The organism is Kribbella sp. NPDC051770 (assembly GCF_040681455.1).
Taxonomy (GTDB): Bacteria; Actinomycetota; Actinomycetes; order Propionibacteriales; family Kribbellaceae; genus Kribbella.
This window is the reverse complement of record NZ_JBFAYT010000010.1, coordinates 211,918-234,892: the sequence shown is the minus strand read 5'-3', so window position 1 is coordinate 234,892 and position 22,975 is coordinate 211,918. Positions and strand designations below refer to the sequence as shown.

The following is a 22,975-nucleotide window of genomic DNA, read 5'->3' as shown; positions in this document are numbered from 1 at the left end:
GCGATGACGACGACCCAGGCCGCACCGGAGCGCGAGTCCGACGACTACCTGCCGGCCGCGGTGAAGGAGACCCGCGCCGACCGGATCGTGCTGATCTGCAACTACACCGCGCTCGGGCTGTTCTCGCTCGCGGTCCTCTACCCGCTGGTCTACGTGCTGAGCGCGGCGTTCAGCGAACCGAAGAACGTCCAGTCCGGCGAGGTCTGGCTGTGGCCGGTCGGGCTCAGCCTGGAGTCGTTCCGGTCGATCTTCGACTACGACGGCATCGTCCGCGGCTTCGGCAACTCGGTCGTCTACGCGATCGGCGGCGCGCTGCTCGCGACCGTGCTCACGCTGCTGGCGGCGTACCCGCTGTCGCGCCGGGACCTGCCCGGGAAGGGGCTGATCCTCGGGCTGTTCCTGTTCACGATGATGTTCAACGGCGGGCTGATCCCGAACTACCTGGTGGTCGACCGGACCGGGCTGCTGGACACCCGCTGGGCGATGATCCTGCCGACCGCGATGGCGGTCTGGAACGTGATCATCACCCGCACCTACTTCCAGACCACGATCCCCGAGGAGCTGGCCGAGTCGGCGCGGGTCGACGGCTGCAGCGACATCGGGTTCTTCTGGCGGGTGGTGCTGCCGCTGAGCAAACCGATCATCGCGGTCAACCTGCTCTTCTACGCCGTCGCGCAGTGGAACTCGTGGTTCAACGCGCTGATCTACCTGACCAGCGAGCACCTGTTCCCGCTGCAGCTGGTGCTGCGCCAGATCCTTGTCCAGAGCAACGTCGACCCGTCGCAGGTCCGCGACGTCGCCGAGCTGCTGCGGATGAAGGAGCTCCAGGAGCAGCTGAAGTTCTCGCTGATCGTGATCGCCACCATCCCACCCCTGCTGGTCTACCCCTTTGTGCAGAAGCACTTCGTCAAGGGGGCCATGGTCGGCTCGCTGAAGGGCTGACGCCATGGCCACGCAGACTGTTGAGCGCCCCGCCACCGCGACGCCGGTGGCCGGTACGCCGTCCCGTAAGCACCCGACCAGCCTGGGTGCCCGGATGAAGAAGAACTGGCAGCTGTACGCGATGCTCGCGCTGCCGCTGATCTGGCTGGGGATCTTCGCCTACTGGCCGATGTACGGCGCGATCATCGCGTTCAAGGACTACAACGTGATCGACGGGATCCTCGGCAGCCGCTGGGTCGGGTTCAAGCACTTCGAGCGGTTCGCGGAGTCGTACCAGTTCTGGCGGCTGATCAAGAACACGCTGGTGCTGCACGGCTACGAGCTGCTGGTGACGTTCCCGCTGCCGATCATCCTTGCCCTCGGCCTCAATCTCGCGCGGCGGCGCTGGTACCGGCGGTCGGTGCAGATGATCACCTACGCGCCGCACTTCATCTCCACGGTCGTGGTGGTCGGGCTGATCGTCGTCCTGGTCGACCCGAACACCGGCGTGGTGAACCAGGTCCTCGGCCTGCTCGGCATCGGGCCGGTCGAGGTGCTCAGCAATCCGGACTGGTTCCGGCACCTGTACGTGTGGTCGGCCGCGTGGCAGACGATGGGTTTCTCCGCGATCATCTACCTGGCCGCGCTGACCGCCGTCTCACCCGAGCAGCACGAAGCTGCCATCGTCGACGGCGCCTCGAGACTGCGCCGGGTCTGGCACGTCGACCTCCCGGCGATCCGCCCGGTCGCGGTCATCCTGCTGATCCTCAACATCGGCTCGATCATGTCCGTCGGCTTCGAAAAGGTCCTGCTGCTGCAGAACCCCCTCAACCTCCAAACGTCGGAGGTGATCGACACCTACGTCTACAAACTCGGCTTCGTCTCCCAGATCCCGCAGTTCAGCTACGCCGCCGCGATCGGCCTGTTCCGCTCACTCGTCGGTTTGGTCCTGCTCGTCCTCGCCAACACGCTGGCCCGCCGCTTCGCCAAGTCCAGCCTCTGGTGAGTAGCGGGCCAGCAACCGATCCCGGGCGGCCGCCTTCTCGACCGCCCAGTCGGAGCTCCAGCTGACGTTCCCGAAGTGGATGACGCCCTGCTCCGACAGCACCCAGTGCTTCCCGTGCGTCTTCATCACCTGCGTGAGCAGGCCGAGCGTGTCCCACCACTTGCCGCCGCGCTCGGCCTGCACCACCGCGGGCGACAGCCCGAGATGCTCGACCGTACGGCGGAACGCGTCGTCGTTGCGGATCAGCGCACAGAACGGATGCACCCGATCGGTCAGCCGCATCTCGACCGAGTACTCGGCCGGGTCGGACCACTCGTCGTCGGGCGAACGCCGTACGGACTCGCGGATGTAGGTGGTCGGGTGCGAGTCCTCGCCCGAAGCCGGCAGTTCGCCGCCGTCGTGGGTGAACCAACGCGCCTGGACCGCGAATGCCTCCGGATCGGCCGCCAGCTCCGCGGCCAGCGCGTCGATGGTGCCGTCGACGACGAAGCAGACGTCGCAGTCGACGAACAGAAAGGCGTCGTACGCCGGTCGCGCGAGCACCGCGTCGCGGAGGATCTCACCGTGGGTGGTGAGGGTGCGCGTGGTCGTGTAGCCGGTCTGGACGACCTGGACGGTGGGGAAGCGGTCCAGGCGATCGAGGTCGGTGGAGGAGTTGTCGAGGACGACGACGTCCAGGTCGTCACGGTCGTGGTGGTGCTGGAGCGATGCGAGCAGGAGTTCGGCGTACGGCGTGGTGGCGTGGTTGACCGTGAGGACGCAGATCCGCATCCGGCGAGGCTAGCTGCCGGATGCGGATCGTGCGGGTGAATTACTCGGCGGTGCTGCTCTGGCGGTGCAGGCCGGTGGCGAGAGCGATCGACAGGGCCAGGGCGCAGGTGCTGGTCATGGCGACCAGGACCTTGACGCCGGTCATGCCGGTGGCGATGTCGGCGCCGAGGATGATCAGGGTGGCGATGGCCAGGCTGGCCAGGCCGATCCAGATCAGCAGGGCGGCGCGCTTCTCCTGCTGGGCGATCGCGGCGTAGACGACCAGCTGGAGGACGGCGTACGACGAACCAGCGAGCGCGAACAGCCAGGCGATCGGGCCGACGGGGGCGTAGTCGGGGCCGCCGACGATCTTCACGACGAGGTCGGGGAGAATCAGCGCGCCCAGCACCGTGCAGACACCGAGCGCGGCGACGGCCTGGATGGCTCGGCGCAGGCGCTGGGTGTCGCCGGGGCTGCTCGCCAGCGACGGGAACACGATCACGATCACGAACTGCGGCAGGAACAGGCACGCCTTCGCGACGATCACGCCGGCCGCGTAGTACCCGCTGTCCTTGGAGTCGAGCAGACCGCGCGCGAGCAGCACGTCCGCGTTCGCGATCACGAAGAACGCGAGCAGCGTGTGGGTGCCGTGCACGGTCTCACGCAGCACCTCCTTGACCTGCTCGATCGTCCCGCCGGTCGAACCGCGCAGCAGGAACGTGCCGAGCAGGGCCGGTACGGCGGCGCCGAGCGCGAGCCCGATCATCGCCGAGGTGACGCTCGGGTGCACGAACAGCGCGCCGCCGCCGAAGACCAACCGGCCCACGCCGGTGGAGGTGTAGACGGCCGCCAGCTCGGTCCAGTTCTGGCCGCCCTGGAGGACGCCGAGCTGGGAGCCCATCACGGTCAGAAAACCCAGTGTCGGTGCGACCATCACAGCGGCGATGATCGAGTCGATGTGCAGCAACCACATGATCAGCGGCGTCGCCACCAGGCAGACGGCGGTCAGGCCGAGGGCGGCCCGGCGGCCGGCCTTCAGCATGCTGTCGGCCAGCGCGGCCTCGCCGGGACCGGTGTGGGTGGCGATCCGGCGGGCGCCGGAGGCCTGCAGCCCCAGGGAGGCGACGTTGCCGATCAGCAGCAGTCCGAGCAGGGCGGTGACGGCGCCGAACTGCTCGGGGATCAGCCGGTGCACCGCGACCAGGGTAAAACCGTAGGCAGCCACGTTCATGATGGCCATCCCGACGGCGACCACCGTGGCGCTGCGGAGGAAGGCCAGCTTGGGGGCGGCCGGCTGCTGATCGGGAGTCGTCTCAGAGGTCATGCGGCTTCTGTTCTGCTGGTGGGTCGGTAGGTTGCGCTGGAAGAGAGTACTGCGAGGAGGCGGTCGTGGAGGGGGGAACCAACCGGCTGGCCCGGGCACTGCCGTGGGCCTGGCCGGTGCTGCTCACTGTGCTGATCACCGCTCCGCTGCTCGCTCCGGGGTACGTGGTCGGCTACGACCTGGTGTTCGTGCCGGACCTCACGCTACGGCGTGACCTCTTCGGTGTCACAACTGCCTTACCGCGCGCAGTTCCTTCGGACGTCGTGGTGGCCGTGCTGGACGAGCTGACCGGTGGCCAGGTGCTGAACAAACTGGTCCTCGTCGCGGTCCCGCTGCTGGCTGGTCTCGGGCTGACGGCGCTCTGGCGGGAGCTGCGCCTCGGTGGACCACTGGCCGGCGCGGTCGCGACCACACTGTTCGTCTGGAACCCGTACGTCGCCGAGCGGTTCCGCCTCGGCGCCTGGGCGCTCCTGCTCGGGTACGCCGCTCTGCCGTGGCTGGTCCGATCGGCTCTGCGCCTCCGGCGAGGCGAGGGCTGGGTCGGGTTCCTGCTGGCATCAGCGCTCTGCGCGCTGACGGCGTCGGGCGGCATCGTCGGGCTCCTGGTCGCCGGGCTCATCCTGCTGTGGCCGAACGGGCGCAGACCAGGCCCGCTGGTCGCTGCCGTCGTGCTCAACCTGCCGTGGATCGTCGCCGGCCTGGCTCGTACGTCGGTCGCGACGACCGACCCGGCGTCGGTGTCGGCCTTCGCTGCGCGTGACGAGGGCTACGGGGGAGTGGTGCCGACGCTGCTCACGCTGGGCGGGGTGTGGAACGCCAACGTGGTCCCCTCGCGGCGGGGCGACCTGGTGCCGCTGGTGGTGGCTTTCGCCATGCTCCTGATCGCCTGCGTCGGTGTTGTTCTGTGGTGCCGACTTGAAAGGCTCGCAGCAGCGCTGGTTGTGGCGGCGGGTGTCGTGCTGGTGATCGCGATGGCCGGGGTCGTGGCGGCCGAGCCGTTCTCGTGGGTGGTTGCGCATGTGCCTGGCGCTGGACTGTTCCGCGATGGCCAGCGCTACCTGGGACCGCTGGTGCTGCTGCAGGCGATCGGCTTCGGCGCTGCGGTCGCTGCCTTGCTGCGGGTCGCGCCGCTGCCCTGGCTGGTCGGTGCGACGGCCGCGCTGATGCCGCTGGCTGCGCTGCCGCAGCTGGTCGGTGGTGGCTTCCGCGTCTCGCAGTACCCGGCTGACTGGGAGCAGGCTCGCCTGGTGCTCGGAGCCGACTCGCAGACCGGTGACCTGATGCCCTGGCCGTTCGAGTCCTACCGGGCCCCGAGCTGGAACGGCCACCGTCCAGTACTCGACCCGATGCCGCGCTACTTCGACAAGCCCGCGGTGGTCCCCGACGAGCTGATCGTCGGCGGCAACCGGCTCGCCGGGGAGGACCCGCGCGCGGCGGCTGTCGCCAACGCGCTGCGGACCGCCGTACGGACTGGTGCTGATCCGTCGCCGGAGCTGCTGCGGCAAGGGATCGGGTGGATAGTGGTCGACCGGGAGGCCGGCGGGCCGCAGCCGCGGCAGCTGATCCCGCGGCTGACCGAGGCGTACACCGGTCCGACGGTCAGCGTGTTCCGCCTGGACGGGACGCCCCGGGAGCAGCGCCTCCCGGCCTGGCGGGTCGTGCTCGTCGCTGCCGCGTGGATCGCCGCAGCCGCCGTCCTGGTGGTCACTCTGCTGACCGCCCTCCCGGCCGTCCAACGCGTCCGATCCAAGCTCTAGCCGACAGGGCGGCTCGTTGTTACTCTTCGGTTTACTTCGAGGAGGGGACACGTTTCATGGGAGCTTTGATCGGTGCTGTCATCGCGGTGCTCGCGGGGGCGGGGATCGCGTCGGCCGCGGTCATCGGGGTGGTCCAGTCCGTGCAGGAAGACCCGGCCAAGCCCGGCCCCGAGGCGGCTCAGGGCCAGGCCGACGTGCCGATCGTGGCCTACGGGAACAAGTAGGACCGCTGCGGTTCGAGAGCCGGCCGGCCGGTCAGGACCCGGTCGAACGCGGTCGCCGTGGCGGCCCAGGTGTAGCTGCCCGCGCTGGCCAGCGCACCGGCCGCCAGGGCCCGTCGCCGGCTCTCGTCCAGCAGCAGCGCGGTGATCGTCGCGCTGAACTCCGCGGGGTCGTCCACCAGCACTCCTGACACCCCGTCCCGCACCGACTCGGTCGGACCGCCCGCACTGCGATAGGCAACAGTCGGTACGCCGTGACCGGCGGCCTCGCCGACGACCAGCCCCCAGCCTTCCTTCAGGCTCGGCAGGGCCTGCACCCACGCTTCGTCGTACGCCGCGTGCTTGTCGGCCTCGCTGACGTGGCCGCGGAACTCCACCGCGTCCTGCAGCCCCAGTGAGTCGACGTACTCGCGCAGCGAGTCCTCCCACCAGCCGGAGCCCACGACAACCAGTCGCGCGTCGGGGAGCACAGTGCGCGCTGCGGCGATCGCGTCGACCGCGTGCTCGACCTGCTTGTGCGGCACGATCCGACCGACGCACACCACCGTCGGTACGGCGGCCTGCTCGACCTGCCGGGCCGGTGCCGGGTCGGTGCCGTTGTGCACGACGTCCACCCGCTGCTGGTCGACGCCGAGGGCAACCAGTTCGTCCCGCGACGCCGAGGACACCGTGACGTACCGGCAGTCCCGGTAGAGCCTCGGCGCGACCCGTGACTCCAGCCACCACCCGAAGCGGCCTCGCCAACCGGGGTAGACCACCTGCCACTGCTCCTCGTGCACGTGGTGCACCAGCACGACCACCCCGGTACGACGTACGAGGCGGGTAAAGAATGGCAATCCGTTCTGCACGTCCACCACGCGGTCCGGGCCGCGCAGCACCGTGTGCAGCAGCCCCCGGAGGTACACGGTGACCTTGCTGCCCCGGTACACGTACCGGACGTCGTGCCGCCTGGCCTCGCGCGTGCTGCCGGGGTAGGCCGCGCACAGCACGGTGACCCGCCAGCCCAGTGCAGCAAGGCCTCTTGCCACTTCCTCCACGTACCGTTCGGAGCCCCCGCCCTCCGGATTCGTGGTGTCCCGCCAGTTCAGCAACAGCACGCTCTGTGCACGCACTCCACAACCCCCACCCTCGACGAACTTACCCCCGGGTAATGGGGCGCGAGGTTACCAGGCAGTAACGATGTCCGCCAGAGGTCGCGAGATCGGTTATCGTCCCGCCTGTGCGCGCATCGATTCCGGACTCCGTCACCACCGCCGGGTGGACGCCGGACGTGCGCCGCGCGCTGCGGTTGTTCCGGGCCTTCGGGGTCGAGCAGAGCGACCCGGACACCTTCTACGGAACGCTCGCCGCGGACTCGGTCGGCCAGCTGTCGTCGTACGCCGATCTGCGCGGGGCGCGGATGCTCGACGTCGGTGGCGGACCCGGCTACTTCGCCGACGCGTTCCGTGCGGCCGGTGCGCGCTACTACGCGATCGACTCGGACCTGGGTGAGCTCAGCGGCCGCGGCGAGCCCACGCCGGGCACAGTGCTCGGCAGCGGGATGGCACTGCCGGTCGGCGACCAGCAGGTCGACATCTGCTTCTCCTCGAACGTGCTGGAGCACGTGCCGGACCCGTGGCTGATGGCTGACGAGATGGTCCGGGTCACCAAGCCCGGCGGCACGGTCTTCCTGTCCTACACCGGCTGGTGGGGTCCGCACGGCGGCCACGAGACGGCGCCTTGGCACTACCTCGGTGGTGACCGCGCTGCCCGCCGGTACGAGAAGCAGAAGGGCCATCCGCCGAAGAACCGGTTCGGGGAGTCGCTCTTCCCGATCACCGTGGCCGGCGGACTGCGCTGGGCCCGGCAGTGCGCGGAGGCCGAGCTGGTGGCCACCGTGCCGCGGTACCACCCGCGCTGGGCGTACGGCGTACTGGCTGTGCCGGGTTTGCGTGAGGTCGTGACCTGGAACCTAGTCCTGGTGCTTCGGCGCCTATGAGTGGGTTGTTGCGCGGACCACTCAAGCGGTTGAGGGCAGGCAGCCCCGAGCAGGTGGTCTGGCGAGCACGGCTGTTGCTGGGCTGCCTGCTGCTGGTCGCGCTCGCGTTCCACCAGGCGCCGGGCAAGATCGTGCCGGACACCAAGCTGGACCTGACGGCGAACCCCGGTGCGTTCCTGGCCCGGGCGCTGCACCTGTGGGACCCGCAGGGCGCGTTCGGCCAGCTGCAGAACCAGGCGTACGGCTACCTGCTGCCGATGGGCCCGTTTCACTGGCTCCTGGACCTGGTCAACGTTCCCAGCTGGGCGATCCAGCGCGCCTGGTGGGCGCTGGTCCTCTGTACGGCGTTCCTCGGCGTCTGGAAGCTCGCCGGCGCTCTCGGGTACGGCGCGCCCTGGGCCCGCTTCACCGTCGCGCTGCTCTACGCGCTGAGCCCCCGGATGCTCGGCGAGGTAGCGATCACCTCGATCGAGGTGTGGCCGCTGGCGATGGCTCCCTGGGTGCTGCTGCCGCTGGTGACGCCCAGAGCCCGCTCCGGCTGGTGGCGGGTCGGCTGGTCGGCCGTGGCCTTCGGGCTGGTCGGGGGAGTGAATGCTGTCGCGACCGGAGCGACGCTGGTGCTCCCGGCGCTCTGGCTGCTGACCCGGCGGCTGGACCGGTCGACGCTGAAGATCGCCGCGGCCTGGTTCGGCTGCATCGTCGCGGTGTCGTTCTGGTGGCTTGTGCCGTTGCTGCTGCTCGGCAAGTACAGCCCGCCGTTCCTGGACTGGATCGAGAACGCGGCGACGACCACCAACACCGCCAGCATCTTCGAGTCGTTCCGCGGGACCTCCCAGTGGCTCAACTTCCTGGCGACAGGAGGCGGTCCGAGCTGGCCTGCGGGCTGGCTGTTCGTCACCCAGCCTGCGCTGATCATGGCGACCGCCGCTGTCGCGCTGCTGGGTCTCGCTGGTCTGGCGATGGGCTCTCTGAAGAACCGAGGCTTCCTGCAGCTCTCGGTCGTCGCCGGTCTGCTCCTGCTGACGCTCGGGCATCACAGCTCGCCGCTGTCCGGTCCGGTGCAGGACCTCCTCGACGGCCCGCTCGCAGCGCTGCGCAACACCCACAAGTTCGAGCTGGTCGTCCGCCTGCCGCTGGCACTCGCAGCAGCTCACGCGCTGACCCGGCTGACCAGCTGGGCGACTGCGCGCGGCGTACAGCGTCGGCTGGTCCCGGCACTCGCCGCCTGCCTGGTGCTGTCCGTGGCAACGCCGGCGATCTTCGCGCAGCTGCCCAGAGACGAGAGCTACGAGTCGATCCCCGCGCACTGGCGTGAGGCCGCGTCCTGGCTCGACAGCCAGCAGACGAGCGGCAGCGTGCTCGTCGTGCCGGCTGCGTCGTTCGCGGACTTCACGTGGGGCTCCACGAAGGACGAGCCGTTCCAGGCGTTGCTGAAGCGGCCGATGGCGGTCCGCGACGCCGTACCGCTCGGCTCCGCCGGTGCGACGCGCTGGCTGGACGAGGTGGAACGCCGGCTCGGTTCCGGCGTCGGCGACCGCACGCTGCAGCAGGCGCTGGTCCGCGCCGGCGTCCGGTACGTCGTCGTCCGCAACGACCTCCGGTACGACGCGCAGGTGAGTCCGACCGTCGCCGTGCACGAGAGCCTCGCCGAGGCGGGCATCGCGCGGACCGCGTACTTCGGCCCGCCGACCGGCAGCTCGATCGAGTCGCCGACGCTGACCTTGGACGAGCGAACCCGGCTGCCCTACCCGAGCATCGAGATCTACGACGTCGGCGACGACGTCAGCCCGGCCCGGCTGGTCCCGCAGTCGCAGCTGGTCGCCGTACGCGGTGGCCCGGAGGATGTGCCGTCGGTGCTCACCGCACTGGGCGGCAACCGCGAGGCTGTGCTCAGCACCGACACTGGTGGGCTGAACCTGCCGCTGGTCCAGACCGACGGCCTGCAACGGCGTGAGGTGTCCGTAGGGCGCCCGGCCGAGAACTACTCGCCGGTGATGACCGCGAACGACCCGGGCCGGATGGGCCGCCGTACTCTCGACTACCTGCTGGATCCGCCGTCGCCGTCGACCACCCGGGTGTGGGCTGGTGGTGTGGCCGACGTCCGGGCCTCCTCCTCGGCGGCCGACGCGGACGCGACGCTGCGGACCGGTCCGGGCAACGGGCCGTTCGCCGCGGTCGACGGCGATCCGTCGACGCGCTGGATCTCCGGCACGTTCGGGCGCGGCAGCGGCGAGTGGCTGGAGCTCGACTTCACCGCGCCGCGCAAGGTGTCCGACCTGAAGGTGCAGTTCTCGCTGCAGGCACCGACGACCGACCCGGTCCGCACGCTGACCGTGGAGACCGACGCGGGCTCGCTTTCGACGGTGGTGGAAGGGACAGACAAGCCGCAACCGGTGCAGGCGCCGGACGGTTTCACCCAGCGGCTGCGGCTGAGCGTCGGCGTCACCGACGGCAAGAACCCGAACGGTGTTGCGATCTCCGAGGTCTCGCTGCCCGGGCTCACCCCGGTCAGCCGGCTCGAGGTGCCGGGTGGGTTGGACAAGCAGCCGGATGCACTGGTCTTCCGCAACGAGCAGCTGGGCCGCTCGGCCTGCCTGCACGTCGGTATCCGCCCGCTGTGCAGGCAGGGCGTCGCGAAGGACTCCGAGGAGCCGACCGGGCTGTACCGCAGCATCGACCTGCCGGAGTCGGCGTCGTACACGGTGCAGGGGACGGCGTTGCCGCGCGACGGTGCCTCGGTGGAGCGGCTGCTGGAGGTGCCGGGCGGGATCACCGCGACGGCCTCCTCGCGAGCCGTGACCGCGCCGGAGGGCCGGCCAGGCGCCGTGGTGGACCAGGACCTCGGCACCGGCTGGGTGGCCGCGCCGGGCGACGAGCACCCGACACTGACGTTGAAGTTGCCGGGGGCCCGCAAGCTGCAGGGGATGCAGTTCCTCAGCGACCCCTACCTCGCGGCGGCCCGGCCGAGCGAGGTCGAGGTCCGCTTCGACGGCGGTACGCCGACCACGCTGAAGGTGACGCCGGAGGGGTTCGTGACGTTCCCCGACCGCTTCACCTACGTGCGCACGGTCGAGCTCGCGTTCACCGGGACTCAGGACCTCGTCGACGTCGACTCCGCGACCGGGCTGTCCCGGCGGCTGCCGGTCGGTGTGGCCGAGCTGCGTATCCTCGGCGCCAACGACCTGCGCAAGGCGATCGACCAGGACGCGGTGACCGGTGCGGTGTGCGGGTTCGGCCCGACCGTCCTGGTCGACGGCATTCCGGCGGCGACCAAGCTCACCGCGACGATGCGCGACGTGCTGCAGCGGCGGCCGGTGAAGTACACGCTCTGCCAGCAGCCGTCGCTGCCGCTGCAGGGCGGTCGCCACACGCTGGATGTCGTTGCCAGCAAGGACTTCACGCCGACCGAGCTGGCGCTCACCAGGACCGATGCGGTGCAGCCGGAGAACGCAGCGGCGCAGGGCGTCAACGTCTGGCGGCCCAGCCCGTCCGAGCTGACGCTGGAAGCGCCGCTTGCCACCGAGGACTCGGTGCTGACCGTTGCGCAGAACTTCAGCACCGGCTGGGCGGCGTACGACGGTACTGGCCGCAAGCTGGTCCCGATCCGCGTCGGCGGCTGGCAGCAGGGCTGGCTGCTCCCGGCCGGGCCCGAGCAGCAGGTCACCGCGCGCTTCACCCCCGACCGGGACTACCGGGCCGGTCTGCTCGTCGGGCTGGTCGCGCTGGTGATGGTCACCGGGCTGGCCGTGTTCTCGCGTCGCCGGTCGCGGCACTCCGGGCACCGGCTGCGTGAGGCCCGCAGGCTCAACGCCTGGGTTGCCTCGGGGCTGGTGGTCGTTGCCGGTGTCTTCATGGCCGGCTGGATCGGCCTGGCCGTCACAGTCGTTGCTGCGGCGCTGGCGTGGTTCCTGGACGGTCGGCGAATCGCACTGGTCGGTGCGGTCGTCGCAGCGGTCCTGCTCGGTACGGCGATCGCCGCTGCTCAGCCCTGGCCGGACGGCGACGCAGGACTGACGTCCGGAGTCGTCCAGGGGTCAGTGCTGCTCGCTGTCGCGTTGGCCGTGTTGTCGAGGCCCACCGGCGAGACGTCGTAGGAGCGGTCCCGGCGGCCGAGTCGCATGATCGGCCGCTCCATCAGGTAGTAGCTGGCGGCAGCGACGCCGACGGAGACGACCAGCGTCGGCCAGAACAGCAGCGCGAAGTGCCCCTCGAAGGGCCCGAAGCCGAAGAGCTGCTCGACCAGGCTGAGCACGATCAGGTGGTAGCAGAAGACGCCGTACGAGATGTCGCCCGCGACGTGGCCGATGCGGCCGCCGAGGATCTTCGCGGTCCGGGGCGACGGCATGATCGCCGGGAACACCACGCAGGCGGCGATCACGGTGTAGAGCAGGTTCTTCACGAACGCCTGGCCGGGGCTGGGGGAGTCCAGGTTGAACGGGCCGGCGATCGGTGTCGCCGCGATCAGCAGCAGGACCGCCGCGACCGCCCAGATCGTGCCCGGGATCGTCGCCAGGGTGTCGAGCGCGGAGCTGCCCAGCCGGCCGCTGCTGCGCGCGACCTGCCAGAGCGCGAAGCCCATCCCGACCGCGAACCAGCCGAGGTGACCGGGCAGCCAGAGCCCGGCGATCGGGTGACCGGTCGCGTTGATCGCGGCCATCCAGACCGGGCCGAGCAGGGTGAAGCAGGTCAGCACGACCAGACGACGCCGTACGGCCTGGCGGGTCGGTCGCTCGTAGCTGATCAGCAGCCGGGCCAGGAACGGCAGCAACAGGTAGAACGCGCCCTCGGTCGCCAGGCTCCACATCTGGGTCAGTCCACCGGCAGCGGGGGAGTCGACGTAGATCTGGGTCAGCGTCGCGTGCCGCAGGTACGTCACCCAGTTGACGCCGTCCGGCCGGGGCACCAGCAGCGCGGCGAGGATCACCGTGACCCAGAGCGCGGGCAGGATCCGCAGCGCCCGGTTGCGCAGGTAAGGCAGCGTCAGCGGCGGCTCGGGCTCGCCGAACCAGGCGACGACGTACGGGCGGTAGAGCAGGAAGCCGGAGATCACGAAGAAGATCGCCACCCCGATGTCGAGGCGCGACAGCAGACCGGCGAACGGGCCCTGCAACGCGTCGCCGCTCTGGAAGCCGACGTGCGTGGTCAGGACGGCGAGCGCGCCGAAAGCCCGCAGGCCGTCGAGGGCGGGGAAGCGCATCCGTCTCATTCGCACACCTGCGTCCGTGTCATTCGTTCACCTGCGGCAGCCCGATCGCGACGTCGGCGATGCAGAGGTTGGTCTTCGGGTCGGTGGTCCGGATCCGGACGGCGGCCAGGTCGGTCGGTGTCCTGGCGGGGCCGAGGTACGCGTTCGCCAGACCGGCGGCGGGCCAGCTGCCGGACGTCGCCGGGACGACGGTGGTCCGGCCGTCGGAGCCGATCAGCTCGACCTCGACTGCGTTCTCCGTGGTGCTCAAGTAGCTGACCTTAGCGAACCAGTTGGCCGCTGGTCGCTCGGTGGTGGTCGCCTTCAGGGGCAGGGTCACCTCGCGCGCGCCCTGGAGCAGGACCGCGCAGAACTGATTCTTCGGCCGGGGTGGGATCTCCGCGGTGGCCCAAGCGCTGAAATGCGCCGGGCGGATCCGGCCGCTGTCGTCGATCATCCGCGGTTCGCTGCTCGGCGCCTGGAGCTGGAACGGGATGCCGGCGGTGCGCAGCACGGGGGAGACGCGCGGGTCCTCGACGAGCGCGATCGAGACCGAGCCGGGCAGGCGGGTGTCCCAGAGGTTGACCGACGGGCCGGCGGTCTCCAGCTCGGCACGGAGCGTCTGGAAGTACGGGCGGGACGGGTTGTCGTCCCAGTACTGCGCGAAGCTCGCCAGGGAGACGACGGCGGCTGCGCCCCACGCGGCGACCAGGCCGGCGGCGACCGGCTGCGGGAAGCGGATGGAGCGTGCGGTCAGGACGACGGCGAGGGTCAGCGGGATCGAGAGGTCCGACCAGTAGTGGTAGTGAACCGTGAAGGCGTCGCCGAAGAGCGCGAAGCGGCCGTAGCTGACCAGGAACAGGGTGACGAGGGTGTAGATGCCGACCGAAGCCCAAAGCAGCAGGACGCGCCGGTCGCGGCGCCAGGCCGTCACGAGCAGCGCGGCTGCGACGAGTCCTCCGAGGATCACGGCTGTGGCTGGAGCATTGGCGAGGCCGAAGGCGCCGGAGACCTTCGTCCAGGTCCAGGGGCCGCCGGCCAGCGCCCCGAGCGGTACGGCGAACGACTTGCCGGCCAGGCCGACCAGGGTGCCGAAGGGTGGCAGGTGGCCGGTCGACGGGCTGCCGTTGGCGGCGTACAGGATGCCGAAGGCAACGAGTGGGGTGGTCAGCGCGGCGGCGTACGGCCAGCTCTGCCGGAGCCAGGCGTGGAGCGGGACCTCGCGGAGGTAGAGCGCGAGGGCCAGCGCGGTGACGAGGATGAGCGCTGATTTCTCCCAGCAAGCCAGCGAGAGCAGCAGCGAAAGGGGGCCGTAGGCAACGGCTCGGCGACGGTGGCCGGCGTACCAGTCGACGGTCGCGTGGAGGAGCAGGAGGCCGCAGACGTGCGCCGGGAGGTTGTTGACGCCGCTCGACAGGGACATGAACGACGGCATGCTGAGCGACGTCAGCGCGTACATGATGGTGCCGGTCAGGACCCACCAGCTGGAGCCGAGCAGCCGGAGCAGCAGCAGGCCGAGCAGCGTGATCGCCAACGCCTGCAGGACAACCCGGGTCACCACGGTGAAGTCCCAGCTGAACGGCGCGAGCTCGGCGAAGGTCGCGTAGACGAACCGCAGGCCGGGCGCGATGTGATCGTTCACCGGCGTCAGCAGCTCGCCCGGCGCGAATCCACGGCCGCCCTGGACCAGGAACTCGACGTCGTCGCTCATCCAGTAGCCACGTCGCGCGAGCAGGCCGAGCACGACCGCCTGGACCGCCGCGACGCCGACGATCGCGGCCCGCAGGACGGTCGTCTCGGGCGCGTTGCGGCGGCGCAGGAGCGCACCCGGGATCCCCCTCATGGAGCCGGACTATATGTCAGCGCAGGACGACCGCGACTGCCTCTGTTCAAGAACGCTACTCGCTGGTAGCGTCCCGCGGACGAGACCGGGAGGGGTTGTTGTGGGGAATCGCAGTCGGACGGTGCTGCTGGCACTGGGGATCTTCTTCGTCGGGGTGGCCGTGATGGCCAAGTTCTACGCCTATCCGACGCTGGCCGTCGCGCCGCCGGACCAGGTCGCGCACACCACGTCGAAGACCGTCGAGGACGGCACCGTGTTCGTGGTCGCGACCCAGCAGGAGACGCAGCTGCCGCTCACCTCGACCCGGACCGTGCGCGGTGACGTGGTCGCGGCCGAGAAGATCGGCAAGGCGCTGAAGCGCGACGTGGTCGTCTTCGACACCGCGGTGGTCACCGACGACGACCCGGCGTACGAGTTCCCCAGCGAGGACGACGCCAAGCGCGACGACAAGGCGCCGCTGAGCTTCGTGCAGGAGCGGGTGGTGCTGGACGCGCACACCGGCGAGGCGATCCGCTGGAACCCGGACCGGGCCACCGACAACAGCGGCGAGTACATCACCACGACGCTGAAGGCCGAGGACCGCAAGCGGCCGGGTGACGAGGTCTTCAAGGGCCACGAGGGACTGGTGCTGAAGTTCCCGTTCGGGACCGAGAAGAAGACCTACAAGTTCTGGGACAGCACGCTGCGGCAGGCGTTCCCGATCGAGTTCAAGGGTGAGACCGAGCTGCTCGGGCTCAAGGTCTACAAGTTCGTCCAGGAGGTGCCGCGCTCGCAGGTGCCGCAGGTGACGCCGCTGAAGGTGCCGGGCGCGCTGGTCGGGGAGAAGGGCCGGCCGTCGGTCGAGGTGCAGCGCATGTACCAGAACACCCGGACCCTGTGGATCGAGCCGGTCACCGGCGCGATCATCAAGGGCGAGGAGAAGCAGCTCGCCACGATCGACTACAACGGCGAAGCCAAGATCACCGCCACCGACGCGACGATCGGCTACGACGACGCGACGGTGAAGAAGAACGTCGAGGGCGCGACGGTCGACGGCAGGTCCGAGGGCGGGTACGCCGAGAAGGCGTCGCAGCTGCACCTGATCGGCTTCTGGGTGCCGCTGCTGTCGCTGATTCTCGGCCTGCTGCTGCTCGGCCTGGCGGTCTTCCTGTCGCTGCGGCCGCGCGGACGCCGGGCCGCCTAAGGCTTGTGGGCGGACCAGATCGCGGTGCCCGGGACGAGGCGCCCGCGGTCTGGTCCCCAGCCGCCCCAGACCTGGTCGTTGCTCGCCGGCCACTCCGGTTCGAGCAGGTCGTCGAGGACCAGGCCGGCGCCGGTGATCGCGCGGATCCAGTCACCGGTCGTGCGGTGGTGCTCGGCGTAGACCGCGACGCCGTGCTCGTCGACCTCGACGTACGGCGTCCGGTCGAAGTACGACTGGGTGATCCGCAGCCCGGCCGGCGTCGGATCGTCGGGCATGCTCCAGCGGATCGGGTGCGTGACCGAGAAGACCAGCAGGCCTTGGGGTTTGAGCGTCCGCGCGATCTCGCGCAGCGCCTGCTCGGCGTCGGCGACGAACGGGAGCGCGCCGAACGCCGAGCAGGCGATGTCGAAGGTCGCGTCGGCGAACGGGATCGCCGTCGCGTCGGCGGCCACCGTGCGCGCCGTCGTACCGGTCTTGCGGTCGAGCGCCTTCCCGATCAGCAGCTGCTCGACCGAGATGTCGAAGGCCACGGCCTGCGCGCCCTGCCCGGTCAGCCAGCGCGCGCACTGCGCGGCGCCGCAGCCGATCTCCAGGACGCGCTTCCCGCGAACGCTGCCGAGCAGCTGCGCGTCGGCCTCGTCGACACCCTCGGGACACCAGACGAACCGGTCGTCGCCGAGGAACGCGCCGTGCTCCTCGAGATACTCGCCCGCGGCCGAGTCCCAGTAGGTCCGGCTGGCCTTCGAGGTCTGCGCCTCGGTCAACTCGATTCGCTGCGGCTCGACCACGCCGTCACCCTATCTAGAGGTTGGCGGCGGCGTAGACCTCCATCGCGTCCCGCAGGTACTCGACCAGCGAGTCGTCGCCGGACCCGATGTTGCGCCGGAAGCGCTCGTCGTCGACGTACATCTGCCCGAGCCCGCGGTAGGCCTCCGCGGTCGGCGACCAGAACAGGCTGGTCACCGCGAAGTGCTCCCGTACGACGTCCTGCACGCGCTGCTCGCCGACCTGCGCGCCGTCGGACTTCAGTACGGCGAGCTGCTCGTGCACACGCACGTACCCGTTCTTCGCCTGCTCCGCCTCGGCCGGCGTCCAGGACCGCATCTTGCGGTAGCCCTCGTCGACGACCTCGTCGCCCCAGCGCTCCCGCGCCTCCGCCTCGTACGGGTTGTGCTCGAACCCCTCGAACACCTTGTCGGGTGCCATCGTTCCTCCGTTCCTGATGTTCTCGATCGTTGCCTCGACGGTCCGCACCAGCCGCCCGAGCCGCAGCTGCTCACGCAGCAGCCACTCCTTGTGCCGGCCGAGCGCCTCGATGGTGTCGCCGGTGGTCCGGTGCGCGAGCACCTCGCCGACGGCGTCGAGGCCGAGCCCGAGATCACGCAGCAGCAGGATCTGCTGCAGCCTGAGGAGCTCGGCGTCGCCGTAGTACCGGCGTCCGTCGGGTGCGGTGCGCACCGGTTCCAGCAACCCGATCGCGTGGTAGTGCCGCAGCGTCCGCGCGGTCACTCCCGACGCTTTCGCCACCTCGGCGATCGACCAGGTCGTTCCGTCCATGCCCATGACGCTAGAGGCTGCCGCTACGGCAACTTCAACTCGTTTGTTCGGCTTGTTCCGCGATCGCCGCGTTCATCGCGTGGAACTGGGGCTCGATGGTGTCCCGGAGCATCCCGGTGGTGAACGGCACAGCCGCGCCGCGGAACGTCTCCTCCTGGACCAGCTTGCTGCGGCCGCCTGGGAGGGCCTCGATGCGGAACGTGTGCTCGCCGTCGAAGATCCCGCCGAAGCCGATCTTGCCGATCCAGCGGAGCTCGCGGCCCGGCTCCACGGCGAGCAGCTCGGGCGTGAACGTCGTCTCCTGGCCGTTGGTGTCGCGCAGCACGTTGGTGATCGTCGCACCGACCGTCAGGTCACCGGTCGAGGAGACGATGAACGGGTTCCAGGCCGGGTAGTTCGCGCGGTCGGTCAGCGCCTTCCAGACCTGGTCGGGTGACGCGTCGATCTCCACCTCGGTGTGCAGCACGGTCGGGCGGACGATCGTGAAGACGGTGTACCCGGCCAGCAGTACGACGACCGCACCGAGACCGATCAGCAGACGGCGTTTCATCAGGACTCCTCAGGTCCGAGGACGCTCGCGACCAGCGTCCGCGCGTAGTCGGGCGTGAGCGGCTCGCCGGTGACGAGGAGCCGGTAGTAGAGCGGGCCGGCCAGCTGATCGACCAGTACGCCGGGCGCGACGTGGTCGAGCACCAGCCCGGCCTCCTGCGCCTTGGCGACGACCGCGGTGACGGCGCTGTGCCGGTCCGCCCAGAGCGCGCGGACACTGTCGCCGACCCGCGGATCCCGCGCGGCGGCCGCCGCCAGGTCAGCGACCAGGCTCGGGGGAGTGGCCGCGAGGTTGGCCGCGATCGCGGTGACCAGGTCGGTCAGGTCGCGCCGGGGGTCGTCGGACGGCTCGAACGGTACGTCGGCACGCAGCGTGCTGATCAGGGCGACGACGAGCTCGGCCTTCGACGGCCAGCGCCGGTACAGCGTCGTCTTGGCGACGCCGGCCCGCTCGGCGACGCGGTCGATCGACAGGCCGTCGTACCCGCCGGTGCGCAGTTCCTCGGCCGCGGCGGCGAGCACCTTGGCATCGATCGTGGTGTCTCTCGGTCGGGCCATGCTCATTACGCTACCGCAGTAGCGAAATGAGGTCCAATAGCCCGAGGTCTTGCCGAAAAGGTGAGCGTTGTTCATGCTGATCCGAACTGTTACCGGCCAGTCACTTAACGTCGAAGGGCAGCGGCATGCAGATCGGATCAGTACGGGTACGGATGGTCGCGGCGACAGCCGCGGTAGGGCTGGTCGTCGCGGGATCGGTGACGGCTCCGGCCGTCGCGGCACCGCCGATGGTCTACGTGGCGATGGGCGACTCGTTCGCCGCCGGGTCGCTGGTGCTGCCGGCCAAGGAAGTGGTCACCTGCGCCCGGTCGGCGGTCAACTACGCGTCGCTGGTCGCCCAGCAGGTGCGGCCCGCGAAGTTCCGCGACGTCACCTGCGGCGCCGCCACCACCGCGCACTTCGCGAACCCGCAGCCGGGGATCATCGCCGGTACGGCGGCCCCGCAGTACGACGCGCTGAGCGCGGACACCACCGTCGTCACGGTCGGGATCGGCGGCAACGACATCGGGCTGGTCGGGCTCGCGGTCTCGTGTGTGAACCTGCTGCCGCAGCCGCTCGGGAAGTCGTGCAAGGCGACCAACACCGCGGGTGGCGTGGACCGGCTCGCGCAGAAGATCGACGCCTTCGCGCCGACGTACGGGACGGTGATCGAGCAGATCCGGGCCCGGGCTCCGCAGGCGAAGATCCTCATGGTCGGCTATCCGACCGGGATCAAGAAGGGTGGCTGCTGGCCGGTCGTACCGGTGTGGGGCGCGGACGCGGACTACCTGCAGTCGGCGCTGACCCGGCTGAACACGCGGATGGCCGAGCAGGCTGCAGCGCATGGTGCGACGTACGTCGATCTGGCCGAACCGAGTGTCGGCCACGACATGTGCAAGTCGGCGGGGACGCGATGGATCGAGGGGCTGATCCCGAGCCCGACGACGAACGGGCTGGTGCCGCTGCACCCGAACGCGGCCGGGCTGCGGAACGCGGTACCGAGCGTGCGCGCGGCGATGGGTGTGCCGGCGAAGGTCTGAGCAGTAGTCCTGTCGGCGCCGGGGGATGTCCCTCGGTGCTGGCAGGATCGGGTGGGTGGATGGATTCGAGGCGATCGCGGCCAGTGCTGTTCCGTTGACCGGCGGGTACGGCGGGGAGACGTTCGCGGTCAGCGCGGCCGGCGAGGAGGCCGTGCTCAAGCTGTACGCGAAGCGCCCGGGCCGCGCCGCCGTGGATGCGGCGTTGCTGCGGCTGGTGCGGGGACTGCTGCCGGTGCCGCGGGTGCTGGACGCGCAGGTCGACCAGGTGGACGGCAATCCGACCTTCGTGCTGACCGAGCGGCTGCCGGGAGTGAATCTCGAGACGTTCCTGGCCGACGCCGATGATCAGCAGCGCGAGCGCGTCGGCGAGCAGCTCGGAGAGCTGCTGGTCCGGCTGAGCGGGATGCCGTTCCTCGCCTTCGGGGATTTCGTCGGCAGCGAGCTGGCGATCGAGTCCTTCGGCGCCGGCGGGCTCGACCAGTGGCTGAACAAGCACGTCGACGACCTCGGCCTGACCCGCGACCAGGTCAGCGGCCTGCGTGCCGTCGTCGACCACGCCGAGGATCTCTCCGACAGCGGCGTCGACCGCTTCTGTCTGGTGCACAGCGACTTCAATCCGAAGAACCTGCTGGTCGACCCGGCGACGGCGACGATCACCGGGCTGATCGACTGGGAGTTCGCGCACAGCGGTACGCCGTACGGGGATCTCGGCAACCTGCTGCGGTTCGGTGCCGACCCGGTGCTCGAGCGGGCAGCGCTGCGGGTGGTACGGGAGAGTGGGCTGGACCTGGGCGACCGGCTGGTCGAGCGCTGCCGCGCGGCCGACCTGTGGGCGCTGATCGACCTCGCCGCGCGGACCGGCCAGAACCCGGTCGCGACCGCCGCGCACGGCCTGATCACCCGGATGGGCGACACGGGCGACCTGGCGGCAGGCCGGGCCGAACCGGACGTCGTACATTGAGAACAGCGGGACGTCGGGTGACCTCGGCGGGCGGCCGGTGACCACCGGGTGCCCCGGGTTGTGCTGCCCGTACCGCTACCACTATTCTGTGAGATGCGCTATGGGCCCGCGCGACCTCGGACGGAGCAGGCTCGTGCTCGCAGCAGTCGGTGGTGAATCTGTCCTCTCAGAGCTTTCCAGCGGTTTGGTGCGATCCAACGGCCCGTGACGCAGCCGCACGACACCATCAGCCCACGGAGCAACCCACCACATGACGGCCAGCATCGAGGCACCTCTCGACCCCGCAGTGCGCACCACCCCGCAGGTAGCGGTCAACGACATCGGGTCGGAGGAAGACTTCCTCGCGGCGATCGATCAGACCATCAAGTACTTCAACGACGGCGACATCGTTGAGGGCACCATCGTCAAGGTCGACCGGGACGAGGTTCTCCTCGACATCGGTTACAAGACCGAAGGCGTGATCCCGTCCCGCGAGCTGTCGATCAAGCACGACGTCGACCCGAACGAGGTCGTCAACGTCGGCGACCACGTCGAGGCCCTGGTTCTCCAGAAGGAGGACAAGGAAGGCCGCCTGATCCTCTCGAAGAAGCGCGCCCAGTACGAGAAGGCCTGGGGCACGATCGAGAAGATCAAGGAAGAGGACGGCGTCGTCACCGGTACCGTCATCGAGGTCGTCAAGGGTGGTCTCATCCTGGACATCGGCCTGCGTGGCTTCCTGCCGGCCTCCCTGGTCGAGATGCGCCGGGTCCGCGACCTCCAGCCGTACGTCGGCCAGGAGATCGAGGCCAAGATCATCGAGCTCGACAAGAACCGCAACAACGTGGTCCTGTCGCGTCGGGCGTGGCTGGAGCAGACGCAGTCCGAGGTGCGGATGAACTTCCTCACCCAGCTGCAGAAGGGCCAGATCCGCAAGGGTGTCGTCTCCTCGATCGTCAACTTCGGTGCGTTCGTGGACCTCGGCGGCGTCGACGGTCTGGTGCACGTCTCGGAGCTGTCCTGGAAGCACATCGACCACCCGACCGAGGTCGTCGAGGTCGGCCAGGAGGTCACCGTCGAGGTGCTGGACGTCGACATGGACCGCGAGCGCGTCTCGCTGTCGCTGAAGGCGACCCAGGAAGACCCGTGGCAGCAGTTCGCCCGGACCCACCAGATGGGCCAGATCGTGCCCGGCAAGGTCACCAAGCTGGTCCCGTTCGGTGCGTTCGTCCGCGTCGAGGAGGGCATCGAGGGTCTGGTGCACATCTCCGAGCTCGCCGAGCGTCACGTCGAGATCCCGGAGCAGGTCGTCCAGGTCAACGACGACACGATGGTCAAGATCATCGACATCGACCTCGAGCGGCGCCGGATCTCGCTGTCGCTGAAGCAGGCCAACGAGGGTCTCGACCCGGTCTCCGACGACTTCGACCCCACGCTGTACGGCATGGCGGCGACGTACGACGAGCAGGGCAACTACGTCTACCCCGACGGCTTCGACCCCGAGACGGGCGAGTGGCTCGAGGGCTTCGACAAGCAGCGTGAGGAGTGGGAGCGGCAGTACGCCGAGGCCCACGCGCGCTGGGAGGCCCACAAGAAGCAGATCGAGGACGCCAAGACGGCCGACGTCGAGGCCGGCGAGGCCTCCACGTACTCGTCCGCGGCGGCCCCGAAGGACGACGCTCCCGTCGAGGGCGCGCTCGCATCCGACGAGGCGCTCCAGGCGCTCCGCGAGAAGCTGACCGGCCAGGGCTGAGCATCGCTCTAGCAGGACCCGAGACCCCCGCACCCCCGTACTGGGTGCGGGGGTCTCGCCTTTACCAGCCGCAGGGACGGAGGCGCTGAGCTGATTCTTCGGGGCAGAGGTGCAAGCGACTCGGGCTGACGTATGATCACCCCGGACCTTCGGGGATGGGCGAGCATGCCTGAGGGGCCAGGGGTGGGCGAGCATCCCTGCAAGGTCAATGCACATCTGGCAGTAGATGCGGCAGGACGAGCCTGAAAGCTCGAAGGCTGACAGAGACCCGGTTCTCCCGGGAACTGATCAGTCCGGCTCAACCCCCTGGGCATCTGCGGTCGGTACGTCATCGAGCACAAGGACAGCGCCAGGGAGCGCTCACAGGCAGCACAGCCAGTGCCGATCTGGCTGGACACGGAATCCGCTTCGGAATCGCTGCATCGAGCGTGGCG

Annotated in this window: 19 protein-coding genes; 10 read left to right on the top strand and 9 right to left on the bottom strand. The window is 69.8% G+C overall.

Annotation, left to right across the window (positions count from 1 at the left end):
- Positions 1-3: 3 nt before the first annotated feature.
- Positions 4-942, top strand: coding sequence for a carbohydrate ABC transporter permease (locus AB0M01_RS30055; protein WP_363675413.1), 939 nt, complete (start codon positions 4-6; stop codon positions 940-942).
- Positions 943-946: 4 nt separating this feature from the next.
- Positions 947-1,927: an ABC transporter permease subunit gene (locus tag AB0M01_RS30050; RefSeq protein ID WP_363675411.1), complete on the top strand. Its 981-nt coding sequence runs from the start codon at positions 947-949 to the stop codon at positions 1,925-1,927.
- Here the strand turns inward: AB0M01_RS30050 and AB0M01_RS30045 are convergent.
- On the bottom strand, positions 1,853-2,698 hold the full coding sequence (locus tag AB0M01_RS30045) for a glycosyltransferase family A protein (RefSeq protein ID WP_363675409.1): 846 nt from the start codon (positions 2,696-2,698) through the stop codon (positions 1,853-1,855). The genes AB0M01_RS30050 and AB0M01_RS30045 overlap by 75 nt on opposite strands.
- 40 nt (positions 2,699-2,738) lie before the next feature.
- The gene (locus AB0M01_RS30040; protein WP_363675407.1) at positions 2,739-4,001 is read right to left on the bottom strand and encodes a polysaccharide biosynthesis protein; all 1,263 of its coding nucleotides are present in this window, start codon (positions 3,999-4,001) and stop codon (positions 2,739-2,741) included.
- 65 nt (positions 4,002-4,066) lie between these two features.
- On the opposite strand from AB0M01_RS30040, the gene AB0M01_RS30035 reads away from it, so the two are divergent.
- Both AB0M01_RS30035 and AB0M01_RS30030 read left to right on the top strand, forming a co-directional pair.
- Positions 4,067-5,758 carry a hypothetical protein gene (locus AB0M01_RS30035; protein WP_363675405.1) on the top strand — a complete coding sequence of 564 codons (1,692 nt, stop codon included), beginning with the start codon at positions 4,067-4,069 and terminating at the stop codon, positions 5,756-5,758.
- 56 nt (positions 5,759-5,814) lie between these two features.
- Positions 5,815-5,982: a DUF2613 family protein gene (locus AB0M01_RS30030; protein ID WP_363675403.1), complete on the top strand. Its 168-nt coding sequence runs from the start codon at positions 5,815-5,817 to the stop codon at positions 5,980-5,982.
- Here AB0M01_RS30030 and AB0M01_RS30025 read toward each other — a convergent pair.
- Entirely contained in the window at positions 5,967-7,091 is a 1,125-nt protein-coding gene (locus tag AB0M01_RS30025) for a glycosyltransferase family 4 protein (protein ID WP_363675401.1), read from the bottom strand. The two genes, AB0M01_RS30030 and AB0M01_RS30025, sit on opposite strands and share 16 nt — an antisense overlap.
- 107 nt (positions 7,092-7,198) lie before the next feature.
- Here AB0M01_RS30025 and AB0M01_RS30020 point away from each other — a divergent pair, with 107 nt between their 5' ends.
- Complete coding sequence (locus tag AB0M01_RS30020) at positions 7,199-7,957, top strand: class I SAM-dependent methyltransferase (RefSeq protein ID WP_363675399.1); 759 nt, start codon at positions 7,199-7,201, stop codon at positions 7,955-7,957.
- 8 nt (positions 7,958-7,965) lie between these two features.
- On the top strand, positions 7,966-12,051 hold the full coding sequence (locus tag AB0M01_RS30015; RefSeq protein ID WP_363675397.1) for an alpha-(1->3)-arabinofuranosyltransferase: 4,086 nt from the start codon (positions 7,966-7,968) through the stop codon (positions 12,049-12,051).
- Here the strand turns inward: AB0M01_RS30015 and AB0M01_RS30010 are convergent.
- Positions 11,940-13,163: an acyltransferase gene (locus AB0M01_RS30010; protein ID WP_363675395.1), complete on the bottom strand. Its 1,224-nt coding sequence runs from the start codon at positions 13,161-13,163 to the stop codon at positions 11,940-11,942. The two genes, AB0M01_RS30015 and AB0M01_RS30010, sit on opposite strands and share 112 nt — an antisense overlap.
- 19 nt (positions 13,164-13,182) lie before the next feature.
- Positions 13,183-14,985, bottom strand: a complete 1,803-nt coding sequence (locus AB0M01_RS30005; RefSeq protein ID WP_363675393.1) for a hypothetical protein — start codon at positions 14,983-14,985, stop codon at positions 13,183-13,185.
- A 100-nt stretch (positions 14,986-15,085) separates the two neighbouring features.
- Between AB0M01_RS30005 and AB0M01_RS30000 the strand changes: the two genes are divergently transcribed.
- Entirely contained in the window at positions 15,086-16,168 is a 1,083-nt protein-coding gene (locus AB0M01_RS30000; RefSeq protein WP_363675391.1) for a DUF3068 domain-containing protein, read from the top strand.
- On the opposite strand, the gene AB0M01_RS29995 is transcribed toward AB0M01_RS30000, so the two are convergent.
- The 4 genes from AB0M01_RS29995 to AB0M01_RS29980 are packed head-to-tail and all read right to left on the bottom strand — an operon-like array spanning position 16,165 to position 18,832.
- The gene (locus AB0M01_RS29995; protein ID WP_363675389.1) at positions 16,165-16,956 is read right to left on the bottom strand and encodes a class I SAM-dependent methyltransferase; all 792 of its coding nucleotides are present in this window, start codon (positions 16,954-16,956) and stop codon (positions 16,165-16,167) included. The genes AB0M01_RS30000 and AB0M01_RS29995 overlap by 4 nt on opposite strands.
- 13 nt (positions 16,957-16,969) lie before the next feature.
- Positions 16,970-17,725 carry a TipAS antibiotic-recognition domain-containing protein gene (locus AB0M01_RS29990; RefSeq protein ID WP_363675387.1) on the bottom strand — a complete coding sequence of 252 codons (756 nt, stop codon included), beginning with the start codon at positions 17,723-17,725 and terminating at the stop codon, positions 16,970-16,972.
- Positions 17,726-17,759: 34 nt separating this feature from the next.
- Positions 17,760-18,275, bottom strand: a complete 516-nt coding sequence (locus tag AB0M01_RS29985; protein ID WP_363675385.1) for an SRPBCC domain-containing protein — start codon at positions 18,273-18,275, stop codon at positions 17,760-17,762.
- Positions 18,275-18,832: a TetR/AcrR family transcriptional regulator gene (locus tag AB0M01_RS29980; RefSeq protein WP_363675383.1), complete on the bottom strand. Its 558-nt coding sequence runs from the start codon at positions 18,830-18,832 to the stop codon at positions 18,275-18,277. The genes AB0M01_RS29985 and AB0M01_RS29980 overlap by 1 nt, the downstream gene beginning before the upstream one ends.
- A 125-nt stretch (positions 18,833-18,957) precedes the next feature.
- Between AB0M01_RS29980 and AB0M01_RS29975 the strand changes: the two genes are divergently transcribed.
- From AB0M01_RS29975 to rpsA, 3 genes are all read left to right on the top strand, one after another.
- Positions 18,958-19,851: an SGNH/GDSL hydrolase family protein gene (locus AB0M01_RS29975; RefSeq protein WP_363675381.1), complete on the top strand. Its 894-nt coding sequence runs from the start codon at positions 18,958-18,960 to the stop codon at positions 19,849-19,851.
- 55 nt (positions 19,852-19,906) lie between these two features.
- Entirely contained in the window at positions 19,907-20,812 is a 906-nt protein-coding gene (locus AB0M01_RS29970) for a phosphotransferase (RefSeq protein ID WP_363675379.1), read from the top strand.
- Between the two features lie 250 nt (positions 20,813-21,062).
- The gene (gene rpsA / locus AB0M01_RS29965; RefSeq protein ID WP_132188227.1) at positions 21,063-22,541 is read left to right on the top strand and encodes a 30S ribosomal protein S1; all 1,479 of its coding nucleotides are present in this window, start codon (positions 21,063-21,065) and stop codon (positions 22,539-22,541) included.
- The last annotated feature ends 434 nt before the right edge of the window (positions 22,542-22,975 follow it).